This window comes from Salinispora pacifica DSM 45544 (genome assembly GCF_000378845.1).
GTDB lineage: Bacteria > Actinomycetota > Actinomycetes > Mycobacteriales > Micromonosporaceae > Micromonospora > Micromonospora pacifica.
Genome location: NZ_KB905359.1, coordinates 3,347,443 through 3,359,829, shown reverse-complemented (window position 1 = coordinate 3,359,829; position 12,387 = coordinate 3,347,443). Strand labels below are relative to the sequence as shown.

Annotated in this window: 13 protein-coding genes and 2 pseudogenes; 6 read left to right on the top strand and 9 right to left on the bottom strand. The window is 66.1% G+C overall.

The window, feature by feature from the left end; all coding sequences use genetic code 11:
- Positions 1-219: 219 nt before the first annotated feature.
- From SALPAC3_RS29220 to SALPAC3_RS0115330, 3 genes and pseudogenes are all read left to right on the top strand, one after another.
- A pseudogene (locus SALPAC3_RS29220) lies at positions 220-479 on the top strand (DUF2975 domain-containing protein); the annotation flags it as partial.
- A gap of 216 nt (positions 480-695) precedes the next feature.
- Positions 696-2,273: a glutamine/gamma-aminobutyrate antiporter GadC gene (gene gadC / locus SALPAC3_RS0115335; RefSeq protein WP_332308171.1), complete on the top strand. Its 1,578-nt coding sequence runs from the start codon at positions 696-698 to the stop codon at positions 2,271-2,273.
- 314 nt (positions 2,274-2,587) lie between these two features.
- On the top strand, positions 2,588-3,643 hold the full coding sequence (locus SALPAC3_RS0115330) for a S1 family peptidase (protein ID WP_018222097.1): 1,056 nt from the start codon (positions 2,588-2,590) through the stop codon (positions 3,641-3,643).
- Between the two features lie 45 nt (positions 3,644-3,688).
- Here SALPAC3_RS0115330 and SALPAC3_RS0115325 read toward each other — a convergent pair whose 3' ends face one another.
- Positions 3,689-4,384 (bottom strand): pentapeptide repeat-containing protein, encoded by a 696-nt coding sequence (locus tag SALPAC3_RS0115325; RefSeq protein ID WP_018222096.1) that lies wholly within the window; start codon positions 4,382-4,384, stop codon positions 3,689-3,691.
- 102 nt (positions 4,385-4,486) lie between these two features.
- Here SALPAC3_RS0115325 and SALPAC3_RS0115320 point away from each other — a divergent pair, with 102 nt between their 5' ends.
- Positions 4,487-4,684 (top strand): hypothetical protein, encoded by a 198-nt coding sequence (locus tag SALPAC3_RS0115320; RefSeq protein ID WP_018222095.1) that lies wholly within the window; start codon positions 4,487-4,489, stop codon positions 4,682-4,684.
- Positions 4,685-4,720: 36 nt separating this feature from the next.
- Here the strand turns inward: SALPAC3_RS0115320 and SALPAC3_RS28805 are convergent, their stop codons facing one another.
- A complete protein-coding gene (locus tag SALPAC3_RS28805; protein ID WP_026185607.1) occupies positions 4,721-5,059 on the bottom strand; it encodes a hypothetical protein in 339 nt (112 codons plus the stop codon).
- A gap of 490 nt (positions 5,060-5,549) precedes the next feature.
- Here SALPAC3_RS28805 and SALPAC3_RS25835 point away from each other — a divergent pair.
- Both SALPAC3_RS25835 and SALPAC3_RS27220 read left to right on the top strand, forming a co-directional pair.
- A pseudogene (locus SALPAC3_RS25835) lies at positions 5,550-6,358 on the top strand (helix-turn-helix domain-containing protein).
- A complete protein-coding gene (locus SALPAC3_RS27220; RefSeq protein ID WP_026184770.1) occupies positions 6,355-6,537 on the top strand; it encodes a DUF397 domain-containing protein in 183 nt (60 codons plus the stop codon). Before SALPAC3_RS25835 ends, SALPAC3_RS27220 begins: the two are co-directional and overlap by 4 nt.
- 90 nt (positions 6,538-6,627) lie before the next feature.
- On the opposite strand, the gene SALPAC3_RS0115300 is transcribed toward SALPAC3_RS27220, so the two are convergent.
- The 7 genes from SALPAC3_RS0115300 to SALPAC3_RS28000 form a co-directional block, all read right to left on the bottom strand.
- Positions 6,628-7,149 carry a hypothetical protein gene (locus SALPAC3_RS0115300; protein ID WP_026185606.1) on the bottom strand — a complete coding sequence of 174 codons (522 nt, stop codon included), beginning with the start codon at positions 7,147-7,149 and terminating at the stop codon, positions 6,628-6,630.
- Between the two features lies 1 nt (position 7,150).
- Positions 7,151-8,818 (bottom strand): alpha/beta hydrolase, encoded by a 1,668-nt coding sequence (locus tag SALPAC3_RS0115295; RefSeq protein WP_018222093.1) that lies wholly within the window; start codon positions 8,816-8,818, stop codon positions 7,151-7,153.
- On the bottom strand, positions 8,815-9,129 hold the full coding sequence (locus tag SALPAC3_RS0115290) for a type VII secretion target (protein WP_018222092.1): 315 nt from the start codon (positions 9,127-9,129) through the stop codon (positions 8,815-8,817). Before SALPAC3_RS0115290 ends, SALPAC3_RS0115295 begins: the two co-directional genes overlap by 4 nt.
- A gap of 113 nt (positions 9,130-9,242) precedes the next feature.
- Complete coding sequence (locus SALPAC3_RS0115285) at positions 9,243-10,013, bottom strand: MerR family transcriptional regulator (RefSeq protein ID WP_018222091.1); 771 nt, start codon at positions 10,011-10,013, stop codon at positions 9,243-9,245.
- A 25-nt stretch (positions 10,014-10,038) separates the two neighbouring features.
- Positions 10,039-10,800, bottom strand: a complete 762-nt coding sequence (locus tag SALPAC3_RS0115280) for an ABC transporter permease (RefSeq protein WP_018222090.1) — start codon at positions 10,798-10,800, stop codon at positions 10,039-10,041.
- Positions 10,797-11,639: an ABC transporter ATP-binding protein gene (locus tag SALPAC3_RS0115275; RefSeq protein ID WP_018222089.1), complete on the bottom strand. Its 843-nt coding sequence runs from the start codon at positions 11,637-11,639 to the stop codon at positions 10,797-10,799. The genes SALPAC3_RS0115280 and SALPAC3_RS0115275 overlap by 4 nt, the downstream gene beginning before the upstream one ends.
- Before the next feature lie 223 nt (positions 11,640-11,862).
- Entirely contained in the window at positions 11,863-12,384 is a 522-nt protein-coding gene (locus SALPAC3_RS28000; protein ID WP_157632327.1) for a hypothetical protein, read from the bottom strand.
- Between the last annotated feature and the right edge of the window lie 3 nt (positions 12,385-12,387).

Genomic DNA, 12,387 nt, shown 5'->3' with positions numbered 1-12,387 from the left:
AGCAGGGTCGCCGGACTTGGGCGAATCAGTCATGGGGCTCCGATCCCGGGTGTCGAGTGATCGCTGGCGGGCGACGCGAGATCGATTGTGGGTCGAAGGTGAGATCCGGTCAATTCGCCACTGTTCGCTGCTTTACGGGTTAACAGGCCATTGCCGAGCCGCTGTCGTGACTGAGCCCTGGAGGCTGGACCAGGGGAGCGGGAGGTTACGGGGAACGCGATGACGACGGCGAGGTACGCGCCTGCTGACCGGTCTACTCGGCGTGGCCGCCGCGGCCGTGCTGGCGTTGGGCAGGTGGCCGACCGCGGTCGGCCCGTCCGGCCTGGACCTGGGCTACATCTTGTCGTGGGTGGCTGGGCCGCAGCCGGTGCCGTCGGTGGAGGTACAGCCGGGAGTTGGGTTCCCTGGCCGGGCCACGGCTCGCCGCCCAGGGGCTGGCCTTGTGGGTGCTCTGGCTGCTGTGGCGCGTCGTGCGAACAAGGAGTGCGGCTACGAGCGGACCCGACGCGTTGGCGTCGAGGTCCGGGTAGCGGCGCGCGCTGTTGCCGAGCGCGGCAATCCTCGGCTACAGAGCTCACAGTTGGCGTTGCGGCGGCGGACGTGCCGCGACCGCGGCTTCGGCGAAACCTCGGTGTCGAATTACGGGAACCACGTAGGGTGATCCGGACGGAGCTTGGTTACCGCCGGGGGTCGTGATGGCTTCCTCAGACGTAATGCCATCTGCCAAAAGCCCGGCGAAAATCACTGTGGTCGGGCTGGCGATGCTCAACATCGTCGCGGTACTCAGCCTGGACGGCCCGCCGACCGAGGCCGAGTATGGACTCAGCGCAGCTTTCTTCTACTTTTTTGCGGCAGCCTTCTTCCTCATTCCGGTCTCGCTCGTCGCCGCCGAACTCACCACCGGATGGCCCGAGAAGGGCGGCGTGTTCAGGTGGGCCGGAGAGGCGTTCGGGGCCCGCTGGGGGTTCCTGGCCATATTCCTGCTTATCGCGCAGGTGACGATCTGGTTCCCTCTGGTCCTCACCTTTGCCGCGATCTCTCTGGCCTACACCGGCCCACAGGCCACCGTGGACGCGAAGCTCTCCGGCAACCAGCTCTACGTCCTGCTCTCCGTGCTTGCGGTCTACTGGCTGGCGACCGCCATCGCCGCCCGCGGGGTAGCCGCCTTCACCCGTATCGCGAAGTGGGGTGGAATTGTCGGAACGATCATCCCCGCCGCCGCCCTCGTCACCCTCGGCGTCGCCTACCTGATCTCCGGCGGTACGCCACAGATCCAACTGGACTGGGGTGCTGCGATTCCCGACCTGAGCAGCCTCAACAACCTGGCGCTCGCCGCCAGCATTTTCCTCTTCTACTCCGGCATGGAAATGAATGCGGTCCACGTCCAAGATGTGAAAAATCCCGATCGAGGCTACCCGGTGGCGATACTGATCGCGGCGGTGGGAACCGCGTCCATTCTCATCCTGGGAACACTCACGATTGCATTCGTCGTACCAAGAAGTGAGACCGGCAACACCCAATCCCTGCTCATCACATTTATCAACGCGTTCCACTGGCTGGACTTGTCCTGGGCGACGCCGATTCTCGCGCTCGCGCTCGCGATCGGTGTCCTGGCCGGCATCGTCACCTGGGTGGCCGGGCCATCCACCGCCCTACAGGCGGTGGCGAAAGCCGGCTACCTTCCCCCCTTCTATCAGTCCACCAACAAAAACGGGATGCCCATCCGAATCATGCTGGTTCAGGCAGCGGCGGTCAGCTCCGTGGCGGTGGTGTTCGTCTTCATGCCATCGATGGAGGCGGCCTTTCAGATCCTCAGCCAACTCGCCGGGCTCCTCTACCTGGTCGTCTACCTGATCATGTTCGCCTCGGCGATCTATCTCCGCTATCGCCAACCCGACCGACCACGGCCATACCGGGTGCCGGGCGGACTGGTCGGCATGTGGATCATCGGGGGAGCCGGCTTCGTCGCCTCGGCACTCGCCCTCGCCTCCAGCCTCGTGCCGCCGAGCCAGATCGGCATCGGCATCGGCAGCCCCACCCTCTACCTGGGTCTGCTGATCGGGCTGGCTGTCCTGATCATCACAACCCCACTGCTGCTGTACGCGCGTCGAAAGCCGCACTGGCGCGACCCAGCCAGCGAAGTCGCACCGTTTGCCGGTGCGCCCCGCGGCGACCGCCCCAGCGGAACTCCCACGCGGCGGCTTCGCCCCACCGCCACAGAAGCAGCAGCCGACACCGACGCAGAAGCAGCCGACGCCGACGCCGACGAGTGACCATGTCACGCAGCAGGTTCATGAGTCCCAGCACTGCGCCGACGAAACACGCGTGACCTGAAAACGGTTCTGAAACGACGCCTCATTCACGTTCAATGAACGCGATCAACACCCGGGAAAGTCGCAATCTCCAGGCGCGTCACACTCAAGGGCGTCCGTTGCCAGTCACCGAGATCGACCTTTACTCGCCCATCATCGACATTGTCAAGCATCGAAATCGCTGATAAATTATATCAACTAATCACTCAGGCCGGATAAGCCTCATGGGCCAGAGCTCGTGCGGATAACGGCCGCCGTCCCTCCGGGGAGGTTCAATGAAATCCACCCTGCCCTCGCTCCGTCGGGTTGGTGCTGTCGCCGTGGCCGGCACACTGGTCGCCAGCGGTCTTCTGGGAGCACCCACCCAAGCCACACCCGCCGCCTCCGCCTCCCCCGAAGCCGCCACCAGCCTCGCCGAACGCCTCGGCGACCGCACCGCCGGCGTCTACGCCGACCACAACGGCACGATGATCATCACCGTCACCGACGAAACCACCGCCCGCCAGATACGCACCGAAGGCGCCACCCCCAAACTCGTCACCCGCAGCGCCGCCCAACTCCGCGCCGCCACCGCCGAACTAGAACAGTCCGCAAAAATCCCCGGCACCGCCTGGTGGACCGACCCCGCCACCAACCAGGTCGTCCTCTCCATCGACAGCACCATCACCGGCGACAAACTCACCCAGGTCCAGAAAGCAGCCGCCCGCACCAACGGCGCCGTTCGCATCGAAGCCCGCGCCGGAGCTCTCAGCACCGACGTCATCGGCGGCGAAGGTATCTGGAACCACAGGTACCGTTGCAGCCTGGGCTTCAATGTGAAGACCTCCCCCAACAGCTACTACTTTCTCACCGCCGGGCACTGCATCACCGGGACCGAAAGCTGGTACGGGAACTCCAGCAGGACAGAACTGATCGGGCCCGCGCTCCACAAGAGCTTCCCGGGCGACGACTACGGCATCGTCTACTCCCAGAACGGAAAGCAGGATTACGGCCACGTCAAGGTCGGCAACAGCTGGCGGGACATCACCGCCAGCGGTGATGCCTATGTCGGTCAGGACGTCACTCGCACCGGCTCCACCACCGGCACGCAGAGCGGCACGGTGGTCGCCATCAACGCCACGGCCAACTACGCGGTGGGGCCGGTCTACGGGCTGGTCGTCACCACCATCTGCTCCGCCGGCGGTGACAGTGGCGGCCCGATCTTCGCCGGCAACACCGCACTCGCCATCCACTCCGGCAGCCAGGGCGGCGGCTGCCCCAATGACAACGCCCGCGGCTTCCACCAACCAGTCGGGGAAGCCCTGGCCGCGTACGGCGTCTACGCCTACTGACCGACAGCGCGACAGCGGGCTGCCACCGCTGCCGGCGGCCCGCCGTCAGCCCTCAACGCGGATCCCGGCCGCCTGGGCGAGGCCGTACGAGAGACTGATCAGATCCTCGTGGTCCACCACCGCGCCGCGCCAACTGGAGAAGTCACCGACACCAGCCAGGGTGCAGCCCCGAAACCGGGTGCCCTCCATCGACGCGTGGTGGAACACCGCCCCGGTCAGGTCGCAGCTCCGAAACGTCGCACCCCGCAGGTCCGCATTGGTGAAGTCGGCGCCCTGAAGGTTGCAGTCCTCGAACCACACCGCGTCGAAGGTCGTCATCCGCCACGCCGACAGGTCCACGCGGCACCCCGCCAGGGTGACATCCCGCAGTACGCCGTCCGCCACCGTCACGCCTGTCATCCTGCACTGCTCCAGCCGCACCCGGGCCAGCTCTCCGCCGTCGGCGCGCAGATTGGCCCAGCTGGAATCCGTCACCAGGCAGTCGGTCAACACCACATGATCCAGCCGGCACTCGGAGAGGTCCGCCCCACGGAACCGGCACTGCCGGAAGGTCACCGTGACGGCATCCTGGCCGGCCAACCGCACCCGGTAGAGCGCCTGGCGTTCCAGCGTTGACTCCGGCTCCAGCGCCGTCGCCTCGCAGAGGCTGACCTCGGCCGGCGGGACCGGGCTACGGGGTTCTCGCCGCTTCCGGGTGCCGGTGGCACGTCGCGGCGCAGAGGATCGGGCAGGCACACCCACACCCTAGGACCTGGCTGTGACCGTACGGCCGACGTGTCGCGCACCGGCGCGGGGCGCCGGCGCGACTAAACTCGGCGATCGAACAAACGTGCCAACCCGGGGGTGCAGGTGTCGAACAATCCCGTAAACCTGAACTGGGTCTTCCGGCCCGATCGCGCCGACCAGGACCGGATCGCCGAGCATGCCGGTAAGCCGATTCACGCCGTGCAGCGGCGCGCCGACGATGGGAGCCGAGTGGAGGTCGTCCTCATCGACGGCGCCCGGATACAGGCGTACCGACATGAGGTCGTGCTCGGCTGACCCACGATCAGGGCTCGCGGTCTGGCACCGCGGGCCTCACCCCGGGGCCGTTCCGGCCGACCGCCGGAACGGCCCCCAGGCGACGAAGCGTTCGAATAGGTCGCGGGGGTGTGGTGCGTCGTGGGGGTTGAGGTGGTAGAGGTCGTGCATGGCTTCGTAGCAGAGTCCGGCGAGGTAGATCGATAGGTTTGACTGTCGGGTGTCGTATTGGGCGGTGAGGAGGAGGCGGGCTTCGGCGCAGGGCCAGGGGTGGCCGCAGGCGCGGCAGGTCCAGGTGGGTCGTAGGGGTGTGTGGGGTGGTTGGTTTCTGGTGTGGTGGTGTGGGTGTTGGGGGTGGGGGCCGAGTCGTGGTTGGGGGAGGTGGTGGGGGTTCACCAGCGGCCTCCGTTGGCGCGCCATTGTTGGGCGGGGGTGAGCCGGCCGACGCGTCCGGGTTGGGGTTCGGCGAGGGTGGGTTGGGTCATCCACGCCGGCAGGTTGACCGGCAGATTCGCTGGCCGGGTTGGTGGCCGGTTCACTGGCCGGTTTGGTGGTGGTGCTGCGGGGCGGTACGGGGCGTTCGGTCGGTGCGCCCCGGTTGGCGGCTTGTTCCTCCGGTGCCGGCTGAACCAACGGATCTTCACTACTACCTCCTGGTGTCCTTGGACAGGGCCCCACCCACACCTGTCGGATGCGGGCGGGGCCCTGGGCAGGACCCATCCCAGCTACGCTCGGCGAAGAACAGGTCCGCATGAGTGACAGTCTCGATAGGACCGGCCTGGTTTCGATACCTGCTCACGCTGATCGAGCAGATCTTGGGCCTGATTGGGCAGCGTTGGGCAGTCGTGAGGAGACGCGCGGAAAACCGAGCAGAAAGTGGGCAGCGATGGGCAGTGTCATGGACTACGTGCTGATGGAGCTTCGCTTACTTCGCCAAACCCTGGCCCTCAGCCAGGAGGACTTCGGCCGCAGCATCGGCTACTCGGCGTCGCACGTGAGCGCCGTCGAGACCGGCGGGCGTCCACTCACGCCGGACTACGCGGTCGCGGTCGACCGGGCCCACGACCCCGCGTTCCGCGAGGGCCAGGACGGCCGATTCAGCCGGATGCTCCGAGAACTCGCCAAGGCCGACCCGGACTGGCTACGCGAGTGGATCGAGTGCGAGCAGGAGGCGACACTACTCCGCTGGTACGAGCCGGCCTGGGTACCCGGCTTGCTGCAGACGGAGGCATACGCGCGGGCAACTCTGTCGCACAACCTGCTCTACACCGATGACCTTGAGCAGCGGGTGTTTTCCCGACTCGGGCGGCAAGCGATTCTCTCCGGTGACCAGTCCGTCCAACTCGTGGCGGTCATCGACGTGATGGTGCTCCGCCGGCCGGTGGTCGGCCAGCCGGGCGTGATGGCCGAGCAGATCGCTCACCTGGTGAAGATGGGGGAGCTACCGCACGTGCAGATCCTCGTGGTGCCCGACGAGGCCGGGATCTACCCTGGTTTGCAGGGCGGCTTCATCCTGGCCACTCTCGGCGACGGCTCGATGGTGACCCACCTGGACCACCAAGTGCGCGCGCAGGTGGTGAACGGAGCCGATGACCTTGCTACCCTCCAGCGCACGTGGGAGGCGGTCCGGGGTGAGGCCCTCCCCCGCAGGCAGTCCCTCGACCTGATCAAAAGGCGGCGCAGACATGGACATGACTGGTGCCCGATGGCACAAATCAACGCGGTCCGGATCCAACGGCGGGTCGTGCGTCGAGGTGGCCGACAACCTGCCCAGCGTCGTGCTCGTGCGCGACACCAAGGACCGGGATGGCGGCACCCTCCAGTTCCACCCGACGGTGTGGCAGACCTTCGTCGACTTCGCCAAGCGACACTGACCAGCACCACGGAAGGCCCGGCTCCCCACGGAGACCGGGCCTTCTTCCTGCGGCTGCTGGCGAGCGTGCCCGCTGCCTAAGCCGCAGCCACTACTGCGGGTCAGGCGTCCCGAACTCCCATACACAGGGAGAGCTGACCGTAAGGTAGACGTCGTAGCGCTCACCTCGGTCAAAGGTTCTGAGTAAGAGCCGGTAGCCGTCAGCGGCCTGAACTCCGAAACGATACAAATCCCCGTTTCGATTGTCGTCGGTGATGACCTTGTAGTCATTCTGCAGCCAGAACTCGGAAAGAATCGGCAGTGCCTCGGTCACCGACCAGGCCCCAGAGGCGGGTGCGACAAGCTGGGCTCGCCGCTCTACGAATATTCGACCGGCAGGACCTCCGTCAGTCGGGGCGTCGCACGGGACAGAGTCCAGGGTGACGTCTCGCTCGGCGGCGACCCCGGAGGGCAATTGTGCGATCGCCTCATCCCAGAGTGCGTCAACGTGTTGGGCGGCTTGTGCGCTCGTCTCAGTGGGCTGCAACGCCTTGTCCTTTCCCAGACAGCCAGCCAGCGCCAGCATGAGAATAACGGCCATGGGCAGAACGACACCTACTCGCCGATACGCCATGTCACTGCACCTTCGAAAGTTGACCGGTGGCGATCAGCGCGATGTTCTCACGCGCGATGTTGTGAGCATCCCAGTAGGCAGAATGGGTGGCCGCTTCGTCGTCGGGGTCTCCGGGGTCGCTGGCGAAGACTCGCGCTCCGAAGTCGCGGTGGCTGGGGTCGTTGCCGTGCACGACATCCCAATCGGGGATCCGACGGATGATGTCGTGTTCCGCCGTGGTGGCCCAGACCTGATCGGGGCGCACGCCGGTCAGTTCGGAGGCATGGTTGACGTCAACGCCGGGCGAACCGACGAACACCAGAGCGTCGGCATTGAAGCTGCCGTCCTTAGCTGCATGGCCAATAACGGTCGAGCCATAACTGTGGCCGAGCACGGTGTTGCGCGATGGGCCCTCCCCATCGTAGGTGGCGCGCAGCCCGGTCTGGAACGTGCCGAGGACAGGCCCCCCACCCTCGGCATAGGAATCCCGGCCAGCATCAGGAATCGAGTCCGGCGCGTCGTAGCCATACCAGTAAACGACCGAGGTTCTCTTGTCTGGGGCGAAATCCGCAGCGTCCTGTGCCATCTCATCGACGCGATCGATGCCGCCACCGGCACTGGACAGTTGCTCGCCGGTGCCGGGTACGTAGGTGAGCACGTTGTCTGCGGTGTCCGGGTTGCCGACCGAGACGATCGCCCGGCCGTCCCCATCACTGGAGAACCCGACCAGGTATGCCGCCGGCAGGTCCGGGTCTTGCAGCCGGGTGGTAATCGCGTCGATGCCCCGCAGTTTGCCGGGTAACTCAGCACGCTCGGACGCAAGTCTCCTCAACTCGTCTTCCAGCGCAGCCCTCGGATCCTCGGCTTCCGGATAGACATCTAAAACCTGACCCTGTTGAAGAGCTTTCCACAGAAATTCTTCTCTGGCCTCAATCTCGCTCAACTGCCGCTGGAGCAGACCGCGTTCGCGCTCCAACACCGTACGGTTGGCCACATCCCGATCAGAGATCGGAATGCCGTCCATCCACCCGACCAGGTCCGGGAACTCCCGCAACGCCTGCTCCTGCTGCAACGGAGTCAACGACTCCCACCACGCATGAACCTCCGCCGGACTCCGCCCCGCCTGCGCCTCCAACACCCCACGAGAAACCCCACCAAGCTGGCCCGACCCGAACCCCACCCGCGGCGACGGCACATTAACCGCGATGGCATTAGCAGTCGCATCATCCTGCGCCCGCGCATACTCCACCACCGTCGGCAAATACCGAAGCACCGACTCGGTAGCCCGACTGGAACGATCCAAGCCACCAGCCATGTCCGCCGACGGCGGCGGCGCCGTCGCCCCAGTCACCATGTCCACCTGATAACCAGCTACCCGCGCCGCAGCGACAATCTCCTCCGCCTGCCGCCGCAACCCCACCATCGCGTATGCATGCTGCTCCAGCGCATCCGCGACCCGCCTCGCCGGGTTGTACGCGTTACTCACCTCAGCCCGCAACGTCTCGCCCTTGCCTACCGCAGCCGCCGAAGCCCGACCGTCCGGCCACACATGAACAAGATCCCGGCTCCCCCGGATCAGCTGCTCAGCGGCATCGTCGATCCCCTGCGCAAGCCGACCCCACACCTGCGCCGACTCATGCCACGGATCCGGCCGAAAATCGAGCACATCCCGCAACGTCAGACCACTCACCGCGGTAGCACCCCCATCCGCCGCAGCCCGTCAGCGTTCACCTCATCCGCGGCCCGATACTCCCGCGCCGAAGCGCTCAAATCCGCACCGAAGCCCTCCAACTCCTCCACCAACCGACGCAGCTCCACCAGCCACGCCTTCTCCGCACCCCGCGCCGCGACCACCGCAGCCGAACCCGGCGGCGACGACGGCGCCAACCCGGCACCAGCCACCCGCACCGACTCCCGCAACATCGCCGCCGTCGCCTCTACCTGCGCCCCCACACTCTCCAGGGCGTCCACATCAACCGCGAATCCCGGATGCATCAGCACCTCCCCCCTCGTGCGACCCGCACAATACCGAAGCTTCACCACCTTGGATGTAACAGCACACGTCGTGATGGATCATCCAGAGTGACCATGAGTGCAAGAGTTCGGCCCCCAGCTCAGGGCTTGCGCTTTTCCGCCCGGGTCCATCCGGTCCAGCCACGTTCGGCGAGCAGCTCCCCCAGCCGGGCGACGACGGGGTGGGCAGCAAAGGAGAACGCATCCAGCAACCGGACGAATGCCTGGTCCGGAATGACCTCGTCCTGCTGGTCCAGCACCCCGTTCGCCGCCGCCTCCTCGTACAAGTCGCTCAGCAGGTCGGCGATTGCGCGCAGCAGATCGTCGTCTTCCGGCTCCACCGTGAGCCGGCCGAGGAGCTGGTAGAGCCGGCGGATCCGCGGGTCGGCGAGCTGGGCCACCTTGTCGGCGATGATCGCCGAGATCGTCTCCGGGAAGCGCGCCGCCAGCAGGATCCACGCGTCCCGCTCCGCCTCGACGAGCATCCGCGGTACTCCGATGCCCCGGAGCCGCTCCAGGTAGTCGGCCACCTCCTCGGGGACCGCCAGCGACTCGACGGAGCCCAGCTGCGCGACCCGCCGCCGGTGCTCCTGGAGGGTGCGGATCCGCGCCCGCAGCTCCCGGTCGACCTCGATCGTCGCGGCGGCGAACGTCTCCGGGTCGGCGTCGAGCAGCTCCCGGACCCGGGCCAGCGGGACGCCGGCCTCGGCGAGGGTCCGGATCCGGATCAGGCGCAGCACCGCGGCGGCGTCGTAGCTCCGGTAGCCGGAGGCGTCGCGTTCCGGCTCCGACAGGAGCCCGATCTGGTGGTAGTGCCGCACCGCGCGGATGGAAACCCCAGCGTAGGAGGCCAGCCGCCCGATCGTCAGCATGGCTACCTCCACGCCGGGCACAACGTCACCTGACCTTGCGATGGTAGACGGACCTGGCTACGACGTACGCGACGGTGAGCAGCCCGACGCACCAGGCGAGAGCGATCCACAGGTCGGCGCCGACCTGCTGCTGCGCCAACAGACCGCGGACCGTGTCGACGATGGAGGTGGCCGGCTGGTTTTCGGCGAAGGCGCGTACCGGGCCGGGCATGCTCTCGGTGGGCACGAACGCCGAGCTGATGAACGGCAGGAAGATGAGCGGATAGGCGAAGGCGCTCGCCCCCTCCACGGACGTCGCGGTCAGCCCGGGGATGACGGCGAGCCAGGTCAGAGCCAGGGTGAAGAGCAGCATGATCCCAGCTACCGCCAACCAGGCCAGCACGCCCGCCCCGGAGCGGAATCCCATCGCGAGGGCGACCAACACCACCACCACCAGCGAGATCAGGTTGGCGACCAGCGAGGTCAGCACGTGCGCCCACAGTACGGCCGAGCGGGCGATCGGCATGGACTGGAACCGTTCGAAGATGCCGCCCTTCATGTCCAGGAAGAGCCGGTACGCGGTGTAGGAGATGCCCGACGCCACGGTGATCAGCAGGATGCCGGGAAGCAGGTAGTTCACATAGTTATCCGACCCGGCCTCGACCGCACCGCCGAAGACGTAGACGAAGAGCAGCATGAGGGCGATCGGCGTGATCGCGGTCGTGATGATGGTGTCCGGGCTGCGGCCGATGTGGCGCAGGGAACGCTGGGTCAGGGCGGTGGTGTCGCTGAGGAAGTTGCCGGTCATCGGGGGTCCTTAGCTGCTCGTACCGGTGCGGTGGATGCGGTCGGCACGGCGGTGTCCCCGCCGCCGACGATGGCCAGGAAGATGTCCTCCAGGGACGGCTGCTTCTCGACGTACTCCACGGTCGCGGGCGGGAACAGCCGCCGGAGCTCAGCGAGCGTGCCGTTGGCGATGATGCGCCCCTCGTGCAGGACCGCGATCCGGTCCGCGAGCTGCTCGGCCTCGTCCAGATACTGGGTGGTGAGCAGCACCGTCGTACCCTGGCCGGCGAGTTCCCGGACGGCCTGCCACACCTCCAGCCGCGCCTGCGGGTCCAGCCCGGTCGTCGGCTCGTCGAGGAAGATCACCGGTGGCTTCCCCACCAGACTCATCGCGAGGTCAAGGCGACGACGCATCCCACCCGAGTACGTCGCCACCCTACGGTTCGCCGCGTCGGTGAGGGCGAAGCGGGCCAGCAGGTCATCCGCGATCCGACCCGGCTCCCGCTGCCGCCGCAACCGGGCGACCAGCACCAGGTTTTCCCGCCCGCTGAGGACCTCGTCGACCGCGGCGAACTGCCCGGTCAGGCTGATCGACGCACGCACCTTTCCCGCCTGCGCGGCAACGTAGAAGCCGTTCACGGTGGCCGCGCCGGCATCCGAGCGCAGCAGCGTGGAGAGGATGCGTACCACCGTGGTCTTGCCCGCCCCGTTCGAGCCGAGCAGGGCGAAGACGCTGCCCGGTGCGACGTCGAAGTCGACGCCGCGTAGCACCTGCAGCTCCTGGAAGGACTTGTGCAGGCCGCGTACCTGGATCGCCGGCTCCCGACCTTGCCCCGGCGTCCGCTGAAGATCTATCGACATGACCCCAGCGTGCAGGGTTGACGCTGCGTCAAGGTCAAGCCCGAAACCGGCCGCGTTTCGCCACCCGCCGCACCACCTCGCCGATCAACTGAGCCTTCCAAGCTGATCTTGCAGTTCAGGAGGGGTGCGGTGGGCCCGGTAATCGATGGGTGCGAGGCTCCAGGTAGGACAGGCTGCCGGCCAAGACTCGACGCCCGACCGGGATTGTGTCGATGGATGGAGGCTAAGGAAGGCGAACCAAAGAAGGGATTATCAATGCAAACGTTACCCAGAAAGCCATGATAAAACTTATATGACGACGCCAGGGCACTACTGAATCCACATCAGGCCCCCCGCCACTGCTTACCCCCTTAGCACGAACCTTTTCTATCTTGCGCACGGCCCGACGGGCTCCGGGGTAGCCCAGAAATCGCCCAATCATTGAGGCTTGGAAAGCAAAACTAAATATTTTCTCCCCGTCGGTCAGTTCAACGAACAGACCGTGACCAGCGGAAAGCTCTCTGATATTACGCCAAGGAATACGGAAAATCTTATCGGGATTGGCTACGACCAGCCCGGACGAGGTGGCCCGAACATAAGGAAACAGGGTAAAAATTGAGGCCAGGTAACAGATAGGTGTAAAGAATGTCGCGATACCCAGCAACTCGCCCCAACTATTCGCTGAATTGAGGCTAAACATCACTACCATGAATCCAAACAGCAGGCAGGCCAAGAATCCACCAGTCCAAGTAATCCAGCCCCTCACACG

What these genes read in the sequence shown, in the direction of transcription:
- SALPAC3_RS0115300 (WP_026185606.1), bottom strand. Translation starts at nt 7,149, where the DNA reads ATGGCGTATCGGCGAGTAGGTGTCGTTCTGCCCATGGCCGTTATTCTC.
- SALPAC3_RS0115330 (WP_018222097.1), top strand. Translation starts at nt 2,588, where the DNA reads ATGAAATCCACCCTGCCCTCGCTCCGTCGGGTTGGTGCTGTCGCCGTG.
- SALPAC3_RS0115275 (WP_018222089.1), bottom strand. Translation starts at nt 11,639, where the DNA reads ATGTCGATAGATCTTCAGCGGACGCCGGGGCAAGGTCGGGAGCCGGCG.
- gadC (WP_332308171.1), top strand. Translation starts at nt 696, where the DNA reads ATGGCTTCCTCAGACGTAATGCCATCTGCCAAAAGCCCGGCGAAAATC.
- SALPAC3_RS27220 (WP_026184770.1), top strand. Translation starts at nt 6,355, where the DNA reads ATGACTGGTGCCCGATGGCACAAATCAACGCGGTCCGGATCCAACGGC.
- SALPAC3_RS0115280 (WP_018222090.1), bottom strand. Translation starts at nt 10,800, where the DNA reads ATGACCGGCAACTTCCTCAGCGACACCACCGCCCTGACCCAGCGTTCC.
- SALPAC3_RS0115285 (WP_018222091.1), bottom strand. Translation starts at nt 10,013, where the DNA reads ATGCTGACGATCGGGCGGCTGGCCTCCTACGCTGGGGTTTCCATCCGC.